The organism is Streptomyces sp. A2-16 (assembly GCF_018128905.1).
Taxonomy (GTDB): Bacteria; Actinomycetota; Actinomycetes; order Streptomycetales; family Streptomycetaceae; genus Streptomyces.
In genome coordinates this window covers 1,929,717-1,947,417 of sequence record NZ_CP063808.1, presented here as the reverse complement: position 1 = coordinate 1,947,417, position 17,701 = coordinate 1,929,717, and the positions used below count along the sequence as shown (strand labels likewise).

At 70.3% G+C, this 17,701-nt stretch carries 19 protein-coding genes and 1 pseudogene; 1 reads left to right on the top strand and 19 read right to left on the bottom strand.

Going from position 1 to position 17,701, the window contains the following annotated elements; translation table 11 throughout:
- Window positions 1-27 precede the first annotated feature (27 nt).
- The 18 genes from IOD14_RS09005 to proS form a co-directional block, all read right to left on the bottom strand.
- Complete coding sequence (locus IOD14_RS09005; protein ID WP_123992898.1) at window positions 28-585, bottom strand: TetR/AcrR family transcriptional regulator; 558 nt, start codon at window positions 583-585, stop codon at window positions 28-30.
- Between the two features lie 105 nt (window positions 586-690).
- Window positions 691-1,533: an RNA polymerase sigma factor WhiG gene (gene whiG, locus IOD14_RS09000; protein ID WP_057616558.1), complete on the bottom strand. Its 843-nt coding sequence runs from the start codon at window positions 1,531-1,533 to the stop codon at window positions 691-693.
- 243 nt (window positions 1,534-1,776) lie between these two features.
- Window positions 1,777-2,922 carry a DNA-processing protein DprA gene (gene dprA, locus IOD14_RS08995; RefSeq protein ID WP_212670006.1) on the bottom strand — a complete coding sequence of 382 codons (1,146 nt, stop codon included), beginning with the start codon at window positions 2,920-2,922 and terminating at the stop codon, window positions 1,777-1,779.
- Complete coding sequence (locus IOD14_RS08990) at window positions 2,919-4,529, bottom strand: YifB family Mg chelatase-like AAA ATPase (protein ID WP_212670005.1); 1,611 nt, start codon at window positions 4,527-4,529, stop codon at window positions 2,919-2,921. Before IOD14_RS08990 ends, dprA begins: the two co-directional genes overlap by 4 nt.
- Window position 4,530: 1 nt before the next feature.
- Window positions 4,531-4,893 carry a YraN family protein gene (locus IOD14_RS08985; RefSeq protein WP_123991872.1) on the bottom strand — a complete coding sequence of 121 codons (363 nt, stop codon included), beginning with the start codon at window positions 4,891-4,893 and terminating at the stop codon, window positions 4,531-4,533.
- Between the two features lie 126 nt (window positions 4,894-5,019).
- Window positions 5,020-5,328: a DUF2469 domain-containing protein gene (locus tag IOD14_RS08980; protein ID WP_123991871.1), complete on the bottom strand. Its 309-nt coding sequence runs from the start codon at window positions 5,326-5,328 to the stop codon at window positions 5,020-5,022.
- Window positions 5,329-5,384: 56 nt separating this feature from the next.
- On the bottom strand, window positions 5,385-5,909 hold the full coding sequence (locus IOD14_RS08975) for an NUDIX hydrolase (protein WP_123991870.1): 525 nt from the start codon (window positions 5,907-5,909) through the stop codon (window positions 5,385-5,387).
- A complete protein-coding gene (gene lepB, locus IOD14_RS08970) occupies window positions 5,899-6,672 on the bottom strand; it encodes a signal peptidase I (RefSeq protein WP_123991869.1) in 774 nt (257 codons plus the stop codon). Before lepB (IOD14_RS08970) ends, IOD14_RS08975 begins: the two co-directional genes overlap by 11 nt.
- Before the next feature lie 114 nt (window positions 6,673-6,786).
- Window positions 6,787-7,758 (bottom strand): signal peptidase I, encoded by a 972-nt coding sequence (lepB, locus tag IOD14_RS08965; RefSeq protein WP_123991868.1) that lies wholly within the window; start codon window positions 7,756-7,758, stop codon window positions 6,787-6,789.
- Complete coding sequence (gene lepB, locus IOD14_RS08960; RefSeq protein ID WP_212670004.1) at window positions 7,646-8,740, bottom strand: signal peptidase I; 1,095 nt, start codon at window positions 8,738-8,740, stop codon at window positions 7,646-7,648. Before lepB (IOD14_RS08960) ends, lepB (IOD14_RS08965) begins: the two co-directional genes overlap by 113 nt.
- Complete coding sequence (gene lepB / locus IOD14_RS08955) at window positions 8,733-9,428, bottom strand: signal peptidase I (protein WP_123991866.1); 696 nt, start codon at window positions 9,426-9,428, stop codon at window positions 8,733-8,735. The genes lepB (IOD14_RS08960) and lepB (IOD14_RS08955) overlap by 8 nt, the downstream gene beginning before the upstream one ends.
- Before the next feature lie 45 nt (window positions 9,429-9,473).
- Window positions 9,474-9,824, bottom strand: a complete 351-nt coding sequence (gene rplS / locus IOD14_RS08950) for a 50S ribosomal protein L19 (RefSeq protein WP_053848457.1) — start codon at window positions 9,822-9,824, stop codon at window positions 9,474-9,476.
- A 133-nt stretch (window positions 9,825-9,957) separates the two neighbouring features.
- The gene (gene trmD, locus IOD14_RS08945) at window positions 9,958-10,791 is read right to left on the bottom strand and encodes a tRNA (guanosine(37)-N1)-methyltransferase TrmD (RefSeq protein WP_123991865.1); all 834 of its coding nucleotides are present in this window, start codon (window positions 10,789-10,791) and stop codon (window positions 9,958-9,960) included.
- Window positions 10,791-11,360 carry a ribosome maturation factor RimM gene (gene rimM, locus IOD14_RS08940; RefSeq protein ID WP_212670003.1) on the bottom strand — a complete coding sequence of 190 codons (570 nt, stop codon included), beginning with the start codon at window positions 11,358-11,360 and terminating at the stop codon, window positions 10,791-10,793. The genes trmD and rimM overlap by 1 nt, the downstream gene beginning before the upstream one ends.
- 89 nt (window positions 11,361-11,449) lie before the next feature.
- A complete protein-coding gene (locus tag IOD14_RS08935; protein WP_003973401.1) occupies window positions 11,450-11,689 on the bottom strand; it encodes an RNA-binding protein in 240 nt (79 codons plus the stop codon).
- A gap of 2 nt (window positions 11,690-11,691) precedes the next feature.
- Window positions 11,692-12,111 (bottom strand): 30S ribosomal protein S16, encoded by a 420-nt coding sequence (rpsP, locus tag IOD14_RS08930; RefSeq protein ID WP_123991863.1) that lies wholly within the window; start codon window positions 12,109-12,111, stop codon window positions 11,692-11,694.
- A gap of 272 nt (window positions 12,112-12,383) precedes the next feature.
- Entirely contained in the window at window positions 12,384-12,986 is a 603-nt protein-coding gene (locus tag IOD14_RS08925; RefSeq protein ID WP_123991862.1) for a hypothetical protein, read from the bottom strand.
- Window positions 12,987-13,247: 261 nt separating this feature from the next.
- Window positions 13,248-14,663: a proline--tRNA ligase gene (proS, locus tag IOD14_RS08920; protein ID WP_123991861.1), complete on the bottom strand. Its 1,416-nt coding sequence runs from the start codon at window positions 14,661-14,663 to the stop codon at window positions 13,248-13,250.
- 199 nt (window positions 14,664-14,862) lie between these two features.
- Between proS and IOD14_RS08915 the strand changes: the two genes are divergently transcribed.
- The gene (locus IOD14_RS08915) at window positions 14,863-15,720 is read left to right on the top strand and encodes an SAM-dependent methyltransferase (RefSeq protein WP_123991860.1); all 858 of its coding nucleotides are present in this window, start codon (window positions 14,863-14,865) and stop codon (window positions 15,718-15,720) included.
- Here the strand turns inward: IOD14_RS08915 and ftsH are convergent.
- Window positions 15,717-17,690, bottom strand: a pseudogene (ftsH, locus tag IOD14_RS44735) (ATP-dependent zinc metalloprotease FtsH). The gene IOD14_RS08915 and the pseudogene ftsH sit on opposite strands and share 4 nt — an antisense overlap.
- Window positions 17,691-17,701 lie beyond the last annotated feature (11 nt).

The following is a 17,701-nucleotide window of genomic DNA, read 5'->3' as shown; positions in this document are numbered from 1 at the left end:
CTCGGGCAGGCGAAGGACGCCCCAAGCTCAGCCCCGCACACCCCGCAGAGCCATGGACACGGCAGCCTCGGTCACCACGTCGGGCTCCTCGGCGGCCCCCAGCTCGATCCTGCGCACAGCCGCGTCCACGACCCCCTGCACCAGCATCGCCGCCAGCCGGGGCTGCTCGTGGCCCATCTCCCCGAGCGCCTCGACGATCAGCGCGACAAGCCCTCCGTGCGCCGCCCGGATCTTCTCCCGGGCCCCCGCGTCCAGCTCACTCGCGGAGATGGCCACCACGGCCCGATGCCGCCGGTCCCCGACCAGCGCCAACTGCCGGCGCACATACGCCTCGACCCTGCCCTCGGCCGTCGACGCCCGCTCCATCGCCGCCGAGACCTCTGCCGCCCACACCGGGAAGTCGGCCTCGCACAGCTCCTCGACCACGGCGGCCCGCGACCGGAAGTACTCGTACACGGACGACCGCGCGAGCCCCGTCCGCTCGGCGAGGGCCGGGAAGGTCAGCGCCTCCGTACCGCCCTCGGACAGCAAAGACCGAGCCGCGTCCAGCAGGGCGGCTCGCTGCATCGACCGGTGCTCGGCCACGGAGGCCGCTCGAATCCTTGGCACGTCAACCACTGTACGGACGCACCACTGCGGACGGGAGTCACTCCACCCGACCAGCCGTCGCCGGGGAGCCGCACCGCCGGGTCAGCGACCGAAACTGGCCAGCTTGGCCCGCAGCTGCAGCACGGACTTGGTGTGGATCTGGCTGACCCTGCTCTCGGTCACCCCGAGGACGTTCCCGATCTCGGCGAGCGTGAGTCCCTCGTAGTAGTACAGGGTCACCACCGTCTTCTCCCGCTCGGGCAGCGTGTTGATGGCCCGCGCGAGGAAACGCCTGAGCTCGCGGTCCTCGGCGACCTCCACGGGGTTGTCCGCGGCGGTGTCCTCCAGGGTGTCCATGAGGCTCAGCCGGTCGCCGCCCTCGCCCCCGACGTGCAGGAGCTCCTCCAGCGCCACCACGTTGGCCAGCGACAACTGGCTGAAGACCGCATGGAGATCGTCCACCGCGATCCCGAGTTCGCCGGCGACCTCCCCCTCCGTCGGCGTCCGCCGCAGCCGCGCCTCCAGCGTCGCGTAGGCCCGCTCGACGTTGCGCGCCTTCTGCCGCACGGACCGGGGGATCCAGTCCAGCGCCCGCAGTTCGTCGATCATGGCGCCCCGGATCCGGGTGATCGCGTACGTCTCGAACTTGATCTCCCGGTCGATGTCGAACTTCTCGATCGCGTCGATCAGCCCGAAGACCCCCGAGGACACGAAGTCCGCCTGCTCGACGTTGGGCGGCAGCCCGACGCTCACTCGTCCGGCGACGTACTTCACGAGCGGTGAGTAGTGCAGGATCAGCTGCTCGCGCAGCCGCTCGTCCCCCGTCGCCTTGTACGACCGCCACAGCTCGTCGAGCGTCGAGGGAGCGGGCGGCCGCACGCTGCCACCGTCACGGGCGGCTGGGGGGATCGCCGCCCGGTCGGACCCGGAGGTGTGCTGGGGCATTCGTCGCCTTGTGCCGTTCTGCCGTGAAGTACGCGATGTACGTGAAGTGCGTGGGAATCCCCGTGAGCGTAGCGTGACTGAGGAGTCGCAGTGCGCACACAACGAGGCCGGGTGCGTGCGCGGGAGCGTTCCGCCGACCGCTCCCGCGCGGTTCGACCGTCGCCCTGTGTGATCAAAGGAACACCCCAACTGCGGGAATCCTCAAGGACTTAGGGGTTCCCCCGGACAGCCGAACACGCTCGGTCAACACGGCCCGCGACCGCCCCGGACGGAGATCATCGCCTGGCGTGTCAACTTCCAGCCGTCGCCGTGTCGTTCGACGTAACCGAGTGAGCGGAGTTCGTACAGTCTCGCGATGGCGTCGTCCCGCGTCGTCTGCGCACCGCGCGCGATCTCGTCCGCACCGGCCTCCCCTCGGCCGGGAAGCGCGGACAGCACCCTGCGGGCCGCAGGGGCCAGCAGATCGCGTGGCAGGACGGGTCCGCGCCGGTCGGGGGCCAGCTCCCCCATGTCGCCGACCAGCTCCACGACTTCCGCCGCGTCCGTGACCAGCGTGGCGTCCGCGCGCAGCAGCTCGTGCACGCCGGCGGACAGGCTGCTGGTGGCCGGGCCGGGCACCCCCATCGTGTGACGGCCGAGCCGCTGTGCGGCGCGTGCGGTGACCAGTGAGCCGCTGCGGTGGGCGGCCTCGACGACCACCGTGCCCCGGGTGAGGGCGGCGATCACCCTGTTGCGCAGCACGAACCGGCTCGGCGTCGGATGGTCGCCGGGCGGCAACTCCCCGATCACCAGGCCCTGTTCCGCGATCCTGGTGATCAACTGGGTGTGTCCGCGCGGGTAGGGCCGGTCGACCCCGCAGGCCAGGACGGCGACGGTGGCACCGCCGGCGCCGAGGGCACCGCGGTGGGCGGCGCCGTCGACTCCGTAGGCCCCGCCGGACACGACGACCCACCCGCGTTCGGCGAGCCCGGTGCCGAGTCCGGCGGCCATGTGGGCTCCGTACTCGGTGCAGGCACGGGCCCCGACGACGGCGACCGACCTGAGCGCCCACATCCGCAGGCTGGGCCGCCCCCGCACCCACAGTCCGATCGGCCGGCTGTCCCCGAGGTCGTCGAGCTGTCCCGGCCACTCGGTGCTGCCCGGAACGACGAACCGCGCACCGGCCTCGTCCGCCTCGGCGAGATCCCGGCGCGGCTCGGCCACTCGTGCCCTGGCCAGCAACCCGCTCCACCGCTTCTCGCTCACCCCGGGCAACGGCTCCCCGCCCCCACGCACCCGCAAGGCCACCTCGCGCACCCCCCACTCTCGCACCCACCGCCCCACGACCTCGTCCCCGGGCTCGACGACCCGGGCGAGGAAGACACGGTCCAGGAGTTCGTCGTCGCTCACCTCGAGATCCCCTGTAGGACAGCACCGCGTCGGACACCGGTACGCAGTTCCAGGGCCCAGTTCACGTCGTTGGCCGAGGGCCGGTCGCGGCCGGCCAGGTCGGCCACGGTCCAGGCCACGCGCAACACCCGGTCCAGGCCGCGAGCCGTCAGGAGGCCGCGGTCCAGATCCTCCTCGGCCTTGCGCAGCGCACCCGACTGCACATGCCAGCGGGTGCGCAGTTCATGGCCCGGCACCTCGCTGTTGGTTCGCCACGGCGTCCCCTCGTAGCGCCGGGCGGCCCGCTCCCTCGCGGTCTTGACGCGCTCGGCAACCGTGGCCGTGGTCTCCGCACCGTTGTGGAGCTGGAGCAGCTCGGCCCTGGCCACCGGTTCGACGGTCACGCGCAGGTCGACCCGGTCCATCAGGGGGCCGGACAGGCGGGCCCGGTACCGCTTGATGGAGGAAGGCCTGCACTCGCAGACGTCATCGCCTCTTCCGTGCCGTCCGCAGGGGCAGGGGTTGGCCGCCAGGACCATGAGGAACTTGGCGGGCATCCGCAGCATCCCGGCGGCTCTGGCGACCACCACATGCCCCGACTCCAACGGCTGACGCAGGGCGTCCAGAACGCTGCTGTGGAACTCAGCGGCCTCATCGAGGAACAACACGCCGTGGTGAGCCAGGCTGACCGCCCCGGGCCGGGGCAGTCCGTTCCCTCCGCCGACGAGCGAGGCCATCGTCGCCGAGTGGTGCGGGGCGCAGTACGGCGCCCTGTCCACGAGTGGATGGCCTGCCGGCAGCACCCCTGCCACCGAGTGCACCGCGGTGACCTCCAGTGACTCCTGCCTGCTCAACTCAGGCAGCAGCCCCGACAACCGTTCGGCCAGCATGGTCTTGCCTGCGCCCGGTGGCCCCTTGAAGAAGACGTGATGCCGACCCGCCGCCGCCACTTCCAGGGCCGACCTCGCCATCTGCTGACCTGCCACGTCGGCCAGATCGGGTGCGTGTTCACCGGAGACGGCCCCCGTCCCCAGGCCGGTCCCGGGGAGAGCCAGGCCCGCGAGGAAGGGATCCGGACGGATCTCTCCCGGGACCGGCTCCTCGTCGGGCACCGGCTCATCGGTGAGCACCGCGATGAGCTGACGCAGGCTGCGGACGCCCAGCACCGAGACACCTGGCACCAGCGACGCCTCGGGCACAGCACACTCGGGCACGACCACCTGCTCGTACCCGGCGTCCGCCGCGGCCAGCACCGCGGGAAGGATCCCCCGAACCGGCCGGACCCGCCCGTCCAGCCCCAGCTCCCCGATCATCACGATATCGGCGAGCACACGGGGGTCGATCCGCTCGGCCGCCCCGAGGACAGCCGCGGCGACGGCCAGGTCGAACCCGCTGCCGCTCTTCGGCACGGACGCCGGGCTCAGCCCCACGGTCAGCTTCTTCTGGGGCCAGGGCGCCCCCGAGTTCACCATGGCCGCCCGAACCCGGTCCCGGCTCTCCGTCAAGCTCTTGTCCGGCAGCCCCACCAGCGTGAACGCCGCCACCCCGGGCTCCAGGTCCGCCTGGACCTCGACCACGACTCCCTCGACGCCCACCAGGGCCACCGAGCACGTACGAGCGAAGCCCATCTCAGGCCACCCCCCGCGCATGCTCGACCACGGGCGCGCCGCGCCGGGGCAGGACGACGCCCACCAGGTCGATGCGGACGCCTCCCGGTGGCGCCCCTCCGTGGGCGTGGATCCAGCGCGCGGCGAGGCCTCGCAGGCGCTCGGCCTTCTCGGGGGTCACCGCGGCCATGGGGTGCTCGAAGGCACTCGACCGCCGTGTCTTGACCTCGCAGACGACGAGGACCTCGCCGTCCCGCGCCACGATGTCGATCTCGCCCGTCCTGCCACAGCGCCAGTTGCGCTCCAGGACCGTCATCCCGGCCTCGGTCAGCCGCCGCGCGGCCAGACTCTCGCCATACTTGCCGAGTGCACTGCGTGCGTTCATGTCGGCACCACCTCCGGCACCAACGTTCACGCAACCCCGCCCACCGAGTTGATCTTGGTGGACTACTCACCGGTTGTGGACAACCGGGTCACCCCTGGGCGTCACCACGAGGCGGCGCCCCCGGCGTCACCCGCCCGGCATCTCCAGGTCGCTCTTGTTCAGCTCCTCGATGTTCACGTCCTTGAACGTCAGCACCCGGACCTGTTTCACGAAGCGAGCCGGCCGATACATGTCCCACACCCACGCATCGGCCATGGACACCTCGAAGAACACCTCACCCTGGACCGAGTGCACCTGCATCTCGTAGTCGTTGGTCAGGTAGAAGCGCCGCTCGGTCTCGATCACGTATTTGAACAGACCGACGACATCGCGGTACTCCCGGTAGAGCTTCAGCTCCATCTCGGTCTCGTACTTCTCGAGGTCCTCGGCGCTCATGGCATGTTCCCCTTCAGCCGTGCGATCCCACCATTGTGCGCCAGTCCCGTCAGCCCCTAGACGATTTCGGTGTCGAGGGTCACGGGCCCGGCCGGGGGACCTTCGTCGAGCAGCCTTCGCAGGAGCTCGGCGAGTCTGGTCGGATACACCGTCTCATGTGCCCGGGTCAGTTCCTGACACGTCCACCAGCGCGCTCCGGCGACGCTGCGTCGCTCCAGCTCGGTCAGGGCGGTGGCCCGGGTGGCCGTCACCGTCGTACGGGCCAGGTAGTACCACTCGTCCTGGTCCCAGCGACGGCCCGCGAACGGGAACGAGCACATCCGCCGCCAGAGCACCGGCCCGAGTTCCACCTCGGTGATGCCGGTCTCCTCGGCGAGTTCCCTCAGTGCGGCCTCTTCACGGGTCTCGTCGCCCTCCAGTCCGCCACCGGGGGTGAACCACCAGTCGTCGGCCGGATCGTCCGGCTCGTGCCCGTGCAGCAGCAGGATGCGGTCCTCGGGATCGAGCAGGACCACCCGGGCGACCTTGCGCAGGCCGCCCTCGGGCGAGTCCCCGGACGCGACCGGCGCCTCAGCGGGCACCGACGGGCTCCGTCCGGACCCCGGTGCGCCTGCTGAAGAGCTTGGCGACGGGACCGTACGCGCCGCCGCCGAGAACCAGTGCTCCGCCGACGACGATCAGGACGAGGATCGTGCGCAGCGGCCCCGGCGAGGAGAGCGCGCCGAGCGGCTCGAAGCCGGTGGGGCGCTCCAGCATGCCCTTCATGGGCCAGACGACGGCGTCCACCCGAGCGGTCACGGCCGAGCTCGCGACCGTGCCCTGGGCGGCGTCGGTGAGGTGGGCCGAGGAGTCCAGCGAGCCCTGACGCTCGTCACCGAGCAGGAACAGCCGGCCCTTGGGCACCTTCACGGTCGGGATCGACTTGTCCTCGACGGGGCTGCCCTTGAGGTAGGTCTCGTCGACCTGCTTGCCGTTGACGGTCAGCTTGCCGTTCGTGCAGCAGGAGACCGTGTCGCCGCCCACCGCGACGACGCGCTTGACCACGGGGGCGTTGGTCACCCAGGTCTTGTCGGTGAAGACGACGACGTCGCCCCGGCGTACCTCGTCGCCGTCGACGCGCTGGGCGAGCACCCGGTCACCCGCGTCGATCGTGGGCGTCATCGAGCTGGTGGGCACGGTGTACGGCCGGTACAGGAAGGCACCCCAGGCGAATCCCCCGAGAAACAGCACCAGGCCCAGTGCGACGGCCAGTCCGGACAGTCGCTGTCCGGTCCGGCTGCCCACCGGGCCCGTGCTGGTGCCTCCGCTGTGCGGGGCCGTACGTGCAGTGCTCTCGCCACCCATGGATCCGCACCCTACCCGGCGGTACCTGACCGGGGCAGCCCCTCCTGCCCGGCCGGAGCACCAAGCTCCGCAAAGCTTTCACCAGGCCCGTGGGCCCGATCGCCGAAAGAGTGCTCAGCGGGTGCGCTCGACGGCGGCCTTCCTGCGCCGCCACAGCGCCACCGGCACCACACCGACGAGGGCGATGCCCTGCGGCGCGACGGTCAGCGCGGCGGACGCCGAGGACTTGTCGTTGATGCCGGCCTGGTCGAAGGTGTCCGGCTTCGGCAGCGTGCCCCAGCGGTTGATCGGCCAGGCCTTGACGATGGCGCGCCCGACGACGTCGTCGACGGGGACCATGCCGTGGTGCTTGTCCGACTGGTTGTAGCGGGAGTCGCGGGAGTTCTGCCGGTGGTCGCCCATGACCCAGATGTAGCCCTTGGGAACCTTGACCGTGAACTGACCGCCCTGGTCGTCCTGGCTGCACGGGGTGTTGCCCGCGTAGACGTACGACGCCTCGTCGAGCGCCTTGCCGTTGACCTTCAGCGGGCCGGTGCCCGAGCAGGAGACCGTGTCCCCGCCGACGCCGATGACGCGCTTGATGAGGTCCTTCTCCTCGGCGGAGGGCATCAGGCCGATCCAGGAGAGGAACGTCTGCAGGGCGTTCGGGTCCGCCGTGGGCTCTCCTGCCAGCCAGTTGTCGGGGTCGTGGAAGACGACGACCTCGCCGCGCTCGGGCTCGGAGCCGAACCACGGGGTGAGCTTGTCGACCAGCACCCGGTCACCCTGCTGGAGGGTGTTCTGCATCGAGTCGGACGGGATCGAGAAGGCCTGCACCAGGAAGGTCTTGATCAGCAGCGCCAGTACGAGCGCGATGCCGATCAGGATGGGCAGCTCCTTCCAGAAGGAGCGCTGCTTCTTCGCCCCGGGGGTCGAATCGCCGGACCCCCCTCCCCGAACCTCCGTCGTCGTACCGTCCTCGGTCGCCCCGGAGTCACTCCCGGAGGTCACGGCGCTGTCCGCGGCCGGGTCGGCTGCTTCCACGGGGCGTCCGCGGTGCTCCTCGCCGTCGTGCCCGGATCGTGCGCCAACCGCCACATCCCCCACGCCAACTCCTTACTCTGTGCCGCCGCCTGCCCCAAGTACGGCGCAGGCCCACCACTCCCATAACGAGCGGGAGTTCCGCAGGGCTCGGGAGTTGGATCGCTTCGTTCGGATCGTCGTGAGCAACCCTAAGCGACGGCTGGGAAGCTGCGGTCGCCCCGGGCACCGAGTCGGCAACGGAAGAGTAAGTTTTCGGTTCGTCCAGCATGCTCCAGTGCCCGAAAGGCCATGCGATGACCCTGGCCCGGCCCACCACCGAGTCCAGGGACACGGTGCCGCCGTAGTCGGTGTCCTGGTGCGAGCGGGAGTCCGCGGAGTTGGCACGATGGTCGCCCATCACCCACAGCCGCCCCTGGGGGACGGTGATGTCGAACTGCTGGGTGGACGGGGCGTTCCCGGGATACAGGTAGTCCGTCTCGCTCAGGGGGACGCCGTTGACGGTGACCCGCCCCTCCGTGTCACAGCATTTGACCCGGTCACCGCCCACGCCGACGACCCGCTTGATGAGGTCCTTCTCGTTGTCGGACGGCAGCAGGCCGATGAAGGTGAGCCCTTCCTTGACCTGTTTGACGACGACGGGGTCGTCCTTCTTCGTCGTGGTCTGCTCGTCCTGGAGCCAGCCGCCGGGGTCCTTGAAGACGACGACGTCCCCGCGCTTGGGCTCGGAGCCGAACCACGGGGTGAACTTGTCGACCAGGACGCGGTCGCCGATCCGGATCGTCTGCTCCATCGAGCCGGACGGGATCACGAACGCCTGGACGAGGAACGTCTTCAGGACGAGGGCTATCAGGACGGCCACGCCGACGAGGAGGGGTATCTCCTTGACCGCGCCGCGCCTCCTGCGCCGCTTGACCTTGCGCTGCAGCTTGCGTCGCTCCGCGCGGGAGCGGCCGCCCGCCGGGCTGGCGGACCGCCGGACACCGGTGGGCAGCAGATTGTCGGCGGCGGTGCTCGACACACCGCGCGGTTTGCCGCGGTTACCCATGCGCGCCCTCCACTGCGGGCACGCGCGCGTAGGCGGCGGAACGGTGCAGTCGGGTGGCGTGACCGGCGGGCCAGATGATCCAGTCGGCCCGTCCGAGGACGTCGCCCACGGGGATCATGCCGCCGCCCGGAGAGCCCAGGTGGTCCCGGGAGTCGCTGGAGACGCTGCGGTGGTCACCGAGGACGAACAGGGCGCCGTCGGGCACCTCGACCTCGAAGGGCACCGAGGACGGGCTGTCGCCCGGGTACAGGAAGCCCGACTCGTCGACCGACCGGCCGTTCACCTCGATCCTCCCCTTCGTGTCGCAGCAGACCACGTGGTCTCCCCCCACGCCCACAACGCGCTTGATGTAGTCCCCGTCCCCGAAATACCCGGTTCCGTCGAACACGACTACATCTCCCCGCCGCGGCTCGGCACCGAAACGGTACGCCAACCTATTTACGAGAACGCGGTCCCCGATCCTCAATCCGTTTTCCATGGATCCGCTAGGAATCTGGAAAGGTCTGACCACGAACGTACTGATCAGCAGAAGAAAGACCAGGCAGAGCAGCAGGACCAGGGAGATCCGCCCACCGGGCAGCCACCGGGTGATTCTCGACACCAACGCGAAACGCGACCGTCCCTCCGCGCCCCCTGGTTCGGGGCGGGAGGAGCGGTCGCGCTCCGTCGGCTGTGCTTCGGTGTCCATCGGGGCCAGATGCTATCCGGCCGCGCTGTGACGCCCGAAAAGCGCTCAGTTCTCGCGCTTCTCCTTGATCTTCGCAGCCTTGCCGCGCAGCTCGCGCAGGTAGTACAGCTTGGCGCGACGCACGTCACCGCGGGTGACGAGCTCGATCTTCTCGACGATCGGGGTGTGCACCGGGAAGGTGCGCTCGACGCCCACGGAGAACGAGACCTTGCGGACCGTGAAGGTCTCGCGGACACCGGCGCCCTGGCGACGGATGACTACGCCCTTGAACTGCTGCACACGGGAGCGGTTGCCCTCGATGACGCGGACGTGGACGTTGACGGTGTCACCCGGGCGGAAGGCCGGGATGTCGCTGCGCAGCGACGCGGAGTCGACGGAGTCGAGCAGGTGAGACATTTCGTCTGCTTTCTTCACCCATGCCACAGGTCATAGGCGGGAGCTAGGTGTATCGGAGGATGCTGTCCGTGCCGGGGCGGGCGTCATGTCCCCCTGTGGCAGGGGCGCACGCCGGACGACGCACAACAGCGGCCTATTGTTCCACGCCGTCGACCCGACGCCAAAATCGGCCGTACGGCTCCCCCGCCGGATCGGGCGCCCAGCCCAGGATGGAGAGCATCTCGCGGTCCTTCTTGTCGAAGGCCCCCGGGTCGCAGCGCTCGATGAGGTCGGGCCGGTGGGCCGTGGTGCGCTTGAGGGCCTCGTCGCGCCGCCAGCGGGCGATCTTCCCGTGGTGGCCGCTGAGCAGCGTCTCCGGGATCCCACGGCCGCGCCAGGCGGGCGGCTTGGTGTAGACGGGGCCTTCCAGGAGGTTCGCCATGGCGCCGGGCGCGAAGGAGTCGTCCCGGTGCGACTCGGCGTTGCCGAGGACGCCGGGCAGCAGCCGCGCCACGGCCTCGGTGATGACCAGTACGGCCGCCTCGCCGCCGGCGAGGACGTAGTCGCCGATGGAGACCTCGTACACGGGCATCCGGGTCGCGTACTCGTCGATGACCCGGCGGTCGATGCCCTCGTAGCGGGCGGGCGTGAAGACCAGCCAGGGCCGCTCGGAGAGCTCGACGGCGAGTTCCTGGGTGAAGGGGCGTCCGCTGGGTGTCGGGACGATGAGAGCGGGCGCGCGGGAGCCCGTCTCGTAGCCGTCGGCCAGCACGGAGTCCAGCGCGTCCCCCCAGGGCTCGGTCTTCATGACCATGCCGGGGCCGCCGCCGTAGGGGGTGTCGTCGACGGTGTTGTGCCGGTCGTACGTCCAGTCGCGCAGGTGGTGCACCCGGACGTCGAGCTGTCCACGCGCGCGTGCCTTGCCGACGAGGGAGACGTTCAGGGGTTCGAGGTACTCGGGGAAGATCGTGACGACGTCGAGGCGCATTACGACTCGTCCCCGGAGTCGGCGGAGTCCCCGGAGTCCCGCGCGGACGCGATCTCGGCCCGGTCGTCGATCAGCCCGGGCGGCGGATCGATGATCGCCCGCTGCTCCTCCAGGTCGATCTCCGTGACGATCTCCTGCACGAACGGGATCATCACCTCGCTGCCGTCGGGCCGCTCGACGATGAAGAGGTCCTGGGAGGGCAGGTGCGAGATCTCGGTGATCCGGCCGACCTCCACACCGTCCTCGGTGACCACGTCCAGGTCCATCAGCTGGTGGTCGTAGTACTCGTCCTCCTCCTCCGGCAGCTCCTCCGGGTCGATCTCGGCGATCAGGAGGGTGTTGCGCAGGGCCTCGGCGCCGGTGCGGTCCGTGACGCCCTCGAAGCGCAGCAGGAGACGGCCGCTGTGGACACGGCCGGTCGCGATGGTGAGGGGACCGGTGGCGGCGGGGTCCGTGAGCAGTACGGCACCGGGCCCGAGCCTGAGCTCCGGCTCGTCGGTACGGACCTCGACGGTGACCTCGCCCTTGATGCCGTGGGCACGGCCGATGCGAGCGACTACGAGCTGCACTTTTCGAAGATCTCCTGATCGTACGTACGACTACGGGCCGGGGACGGCCCAGTGGCCCTCCCCGGCCCGAGCCGGTGCTGCGTTTGACGTCAGCGGACGTGGTCGACGTCGACGAGGTCGACGCGGACACCGCGGCCGCCGATGGCGCCCACGACGGTACGCAGGGCGCGTGCGGTGCGGCCGTTGCGGCCGATCACCTTGCCGAGGTCGTCGGGGTGGACCCGGACCTCCAGCACTCGCCCGCGGCGCAGGTTGCGCGAGGCGACCTGCACATCGTCAGGGTTGTCGACGATGCCCTTCACGAGGTGCTCGAGAGCCTCCTCGAGCATGCTCAGGCCTCGGTCGACCCGGACTCAGCCGCAGCCTCGTCCTTCTTCTCGGCCTTCTTCTTCTGGGTGATGGCCTCACCCTTGCCCTCGTCGTCGCCACCGAGGGCCTCGAACGAGGGACGCGCGGCCTTCTCGGCCGGCTGGAGCAGCGGAGCCGGGGCGGGCTCGCCCTTGAACTTCTGCCAGTCGCCGGTCTTCTTCAGGATGGCGAGCACGGGCTCGGTCGGCTGCGCGCCGACACCCAGCCAGTACTGCGCGCGCTCCGAGTCGACCTCGATGCGCGAGGGGTTCTGCACCGGGTGGTACAGACCGATCTCCTCGATCGCACGGCCGTCACGACGGGTGCGGGAGTCGGCGACGACGATGCGGTAGTGAGGCGCGCGGATCTTGCCCAGACGCTTCAGCTTGATCTTGACTGCCACGGGAGTGGGTTCTCCTGGATTTGACGTGGTTGGGCACGGCGAGAAAGCCGCGTGGGGTTGCGGTACCCGAGTGCCCGATGGACGCGTCAGCCGGAGGCGAGAGGGTTCCTGTGCGGCTGTCGAGTACAGCTAGCCATTGTGCCACACCCTGCGGCTCCCCTCCGACCGAGGGCGACGGAGGGCGACCAGGGCCGCATCCGGGCACGCCTGAGGGGCACCCGGTGCTCCGGGTGCCCTCGGGCGGGCCGCGACTGCCACGAGCAGCCGCGACCTCAGCCGGCCGCCGCGCCGACGATCTCGGGGATCCGGAACGGCTTCCCGCAGCCTCCGCAGACGATCGGCGCCTGGGCCAGGACGGAGGGGACGACCCTCACATTGCGGCCGCAGTCACAGACCGCCTTGACCCGGACTCCGCCTCCGGAGGAGCCGTGTCGCGCCGCCGGGCCCCGGAAGGAGCGGGCGGTGTCGGCGGAGGTCGCCGCCGTGTGGGCCTTGAGTGCACGCTGGAGCCGCTCGATGGTCGGGCGGTAGCGGCGCTTTGCCTCGGGGGTGAGCGTGACCAGGGAGAAGCCGCTGCTCGGATGCGGCTCCTCGGGGTGGTCCAGGCCCATCTCCTCGGCGATCGCGAGGAATCTGCGGTTGTGGTAGCGACCGGCGCGGGAGGTGTCGCGGATGCCTCGCGCGGCGGCGATGCCGTGGACTGCCTCGTGAAGCAGTCGCTCGAAGGAGAGCTCGTGACCGCACGCGGACGACGACTCCCCGATCAGGGACTCTGGCGCGGCAAGGTCAGGCAGCTCGGGGTGGTACCGCTGAATGTCGGCCCACGCCTCTGCCAGCTCTGCGGCGAGAACAGGTGGTGTCTGTGTCGTGCTCACGTAATGACAACGAGCCAGAGTGCCGCTGTGTTCCTATTCCGGGGCATCCCAAATAATTTGCACGTACCCGTCAGTTGCCGCTGATGCGTGGAGACGAGGGCGGGTGCGCTGATCTGCGGAGAAGCCTCACAGCTCGTAACAAGCTGGTGCGTAGTGTGAGGTACGCCCCGGCGCGTAGATCGTGTCCACGCGCCGGTGCGACTGTGATCCGCAGGTGCGCAAGAGGCGTTTCGGTCGCTCTCGCACCGGAAGGGCGCTGCCTCAGTAAGCGCGCGCGACCACTGCGACGTTACCGGGGGCGTCGTCGGTTCCCGGCACCGACCCGTCCTCGGCGACCAGACACCGTACGGTCACTCCGTGCTCGGCCAGCCTGGCCTCGCCTTCTTCGCCGAGGGTGGCCCACGGGATCCGCGCCCAGCCGCCGGCGACGGCGGCCTCGACGGCTTCGTCGAACGTCGACACCTCGGCCGTACGGGACACGCGGCGCTCGCGGGACTGGGCCAGCAGCAGCGCCTGATCCTCCTCGAGCGCGGCCGGGAGCAGTCGTACGAGATCGTCGACGGCGACCGCCTCCTTGCCGCCCGGGATCCGGCGGGCCACCATCGCGGTGCCGTTCTCCAGGTCACGGGGTCCGATCTCGACGCGGATCGGTACGCCCTTGAGCTCCCAGTCGACCGCGCGGCGGCCGAAGGGGGTGTCGGTGCGGTCGTCGACGTGGACGCGCAGCCCCGCCGCCCTCAGCCGGTCGCCGATCTCGCGGACCTTGGCCAGAACCGGTTCGTCCCCCTTGATCGCGAGCACGACGACCTGGGTCTGTGCGAGCCGGGGCGGGACGCGCAGGCCGTTGTCGTCGCCGTGCATCATCACCAGGGCGCCGATCATGCGGGTGGTCGAGCCCCAGGAGGTCTGCCAGACGAGTTCCTGGGTGCCGTCCTTCGACAGGTACGAGGTGTTGAAGGCCTTGGCGAAGTTCTGGCCCAGCTCATGGCTGGTGGCCATCTGGAGGGCCTTGCCGTCGCCCATCATCCCTTCGAGGGTGAGGGTGTTGATCGCGCCGGCGAAGCGCTCCTTGACGGTCTTGCGGCCGGGGACGGTGTCCATGGCGAGGACCTCGGTCATGAAGTCCTCGTAGACCTGGCGGTGGATGTGCGAGGCGAACGCGCGCGCGTCCTGCTCGGTGGCGTGCGCGGTGTGGCCCTCCTGCCACAGGAACTCCGTCGTCCGCAGGAAGAGCCGGGGCCGCAGTTCCCAACGCACCACGTTGGCCCACTGGTTGATCAGCAGGGGCAGGTCGCGGTAGCTCTGCACCCACTTCGAGAAGTAGTCGTTGATGATCATCTCGGACGTGGGGCGTACGACGGCGGGCTCTTCGAGTTCCTTGCCGCCACCGTGGGTGACCACCGCGAGCTCGGGCGCGAAACCCTCGACGTGGTCGGCCTCCCGGGTGAGGTACGACTGCGGGATCAGCAGCGGGAAGTACGCGTTCTGCGTGCCCGTCGCCTTGATCCGGGCGTCCATCTCGGCCTGCATCCGCTCCCACAGCCCGTACCCGTACGGTCGGATGACCATGGTGCCGCGCACCGGACCGTTGTCGGCCAGTTCGGCCTTGGTGATCAGATCCTGGTACCAGCGCGGGAAATCGTCCGCCCGGGGTGTGAGAACAGGTGCCTTTGCCATGGCGCGATGTTACGGGCGCACATTGCCGGGATGTGAATTCTTTTCCCCGGCCCCGCCAACCCGCAAGCGGGGCCCTTCTGCCTCTGGACGAGCGGTCGAGTGCGGAGTTACCTGGCATACGGGGGAAGTGCGAGCGCACGTCACGGGGGCTACGGAATCAGGCACGGAGTCAACTCTCGGCGGATTGGGGCGCTTATCCATGACACCTACGCTCGTGCGGCAGCACCTGCCTTCGACGGGGGCGATCTCCCGTGCGGACCTCGGTGCACGCGCGCGTGACTGGTCCGAGATCCAGGAGCGGATGCTGGTTCCGCTGTACGAGGCCGTCTACGAGCGACTGGAAGTGGGCCCGGCGACACGGCTGTTGGGCCTCGGCTGCGGCAGCGGACTCGCCCTGCTGATGGCCGCCTCCAGAGGAGCGACGGTCGCCGGGGTCGAGTCCTCCTCCCGCGAACGGCTGGCTCTCGCGCGAGAGCGGCTGCAGCCGGGCGCGTGGGGCACGCGCGCGCACGTCGCCACCCGGCTGGTCGAGGGCGCGCCCGGGGACACCGCCGACACCGGCACTCCCCCGTACAGCGTCGTGACCTCCTTCGAGCCGATCGGGTGCCTCGCGGGCGGCTCGGAGGGGCTCGGGGAGCTGCTCGCCTCGGCGACACCGCTCGCCGAGCGCGGGGCGCCCGTGGTGCTCGCCGGCTGGGGTCCCCCGGAGCGGTGCGCCACGTCGTCCGTGCTGCGGGTGGCCACCAGGCTGGCGGATCCGCTGCCCGGCGCGGGCAGGTGGCGCCCGGCCCTGCGCGACGACCTGGAGGTGGTGGCCCAGCGGGCCGGTCTGCGGCCCGACGGTTCGGGCCGGGTGGCCTGTCCCTTCGGGTACGCCGACCTCGACAGCGCCCTCAAGGGGCTCCTGTCGACCGGGCTGTTCGACGCGGCGATCGCGACGACCGACCAGGAGCAGGTGGACAAGGAGATCACGGAGGCACTCCATCCGTACCGACGCCGGGACGGCACGGTGTGGATGCCGAACGTCTTCCGGTACCTGATCGCCCGGGTGCCCTAGCCGTCGGCCTCCTTGGACAGCCGCGTGATCCCCGCGATCCGGTACGCGTCGGCCTCCTCCAGAGTCTCCCGCTCCAGCAACGCCTGGGCGAGGGCGTCCAGTTGCCCGCGGTGGTCGCGGAGCTTGCGGCACGCCTCCTCGTAGCACTCGTCGACGATCCGCCGCATCTCGCCGTCGATCACGTCGAGGGTCCGGGGCGCGGCGGAGAGGCCGTACGCCCGTTGCGCGTCGCTGGGAAGCGCGGACAGGCGTCCCACCCGTTCGCTCATCCCCCAGCACGCGACCATGCCGCGCGCGAGGTTCGTGACCTGTTCGAGGTCGTTCTCCGCGCCGGTCGTGATGACGCCGTAGACGACCTGTTCCGCGGCCATGCCGCCGAGCGCGCCGATGATCCGGCCGCGCAGGTACTCCTCGGTGTACGCGTACTTGTCGGCGTCCGGCGTGGACAGTGTCACGCCGAGCGCGCGCCCGCGCGGGACGATGGTGATCTTGCGGACGGGGTCGGCACCGGGCTGGAGCATGCCGAGCAGGGCGTGCCCGCTCTCGTGGTAGGCGGTCCTGCGCCGCTCCTCCTCGGGCATCACCAGCGGCCGTTCGGCGCCCAGTTGGACCTTCTCCAGCGCCTCCGAGAGGTCGGTCTGCGTGACCCTCTCCTGCGTGCGCTTGACCGCGAGGAGCGCGGCCTCGTTGGCGAGGTTGGCCAGTTCGGCACCGGTCATGCCCGGGGTCGTACGGGCGACCTGGGCGAGGTTCACGTCGTCGGCGAGCGGGATCTCACGGGTGTGGATCTCCAGGATGGCCTCGCGGCCGCCGCGGTCCGGGGGCGAGACCATGACGACCCGGTCGAAGCGACCGGGGCGGGTCAGGGCCGGGTCCAGGACGTCGGCGCGGTTGGTGGCCGCGATGACGATGACGCCCTCCGAGCCGGAGAAGCCGTCCATCTCGGTGAGGATCTGGTTGAGGGTCTGCTCGCGCTCGTCGTGGCCGCCCATGCCGGAGCCGCCGCCGCGGGCCCGGCCGATGGTGTCGATCTCGTCGATGAAGATGATCGACGGGGCCACCTTGCGGGCCTCGGCGAACAGTTCACGCACGCGTGAGGCTCCCCCACGCTCGAATACGCTCGCGCGGGGGCACCCCCATCGCCGACGATCATCTCGATGAACTCGGAGGCGGACGCGGAGAAGTACGGCACCCCGCCTCGCCGGCCACGGCCCGCGCGAGCAGCGTCTTGCCGGTGCCGGGCGGGCCCGCGAGGAGCACACCGCGGGGCATCTTGGCTCCCATGCGGCGGTACGCGTCGGGGTTCTTCGGGAAGTCGACGACGTCGTTGAGCTCGCCCTCGACCTCGTCGATGCCGGCCACGTCCTCGAAGGTGGTGCGCTTGGTGCCCGGCTCCAGCTCGACCGGTTTGGGCGGGGCCTTGCGGCCGAGCATGCCGCCCGCGCCGCCGAGCCCCGCGCTCATCCGCCGTGCGATGAAGATCCAGAGCACGACCAGGAGGAGCATCGGGGCCAGCGCGATCAGCAGGTTGGCCAGAAAACTGCGGTGCTGGACGACGGGCTCCGCGGTGACCGTGACGTCGTGCTTGGTCAGGTCCTCCCAGAGCTGGTCGTCCGCGAAGGTCGGCCGCTCGGTGTTGAACTTGGTGCAGGTGCCGTCGCCCCCGGGCTTGTCCTGCTTCTTCTTGAGCTGCCCCTGGATGGCGTCGCCCTTGGCGTAGATCTTGCTGACGTTGCCGGCGTCGACCTGCTTGCTGAACTCCGTGTAGGAGATCGTCGGCTCGTCGCCCTCGTTGAAGAAGGACAGCACGAGGTTGGCGATCAGGTACACGACCAGCGCGGTGACGATCAGGCCCCACCAGCCGCCGCGCGGCCTGCGCCCGCCCGACGGCGGCTTCGGCGGCTCCCCGGGGTGCCCTCGGTACGCCAGGGCTGCTCGGGAGACTTGCGCGGTGGGGCGGGGTTGGTCATATCCGGACGTC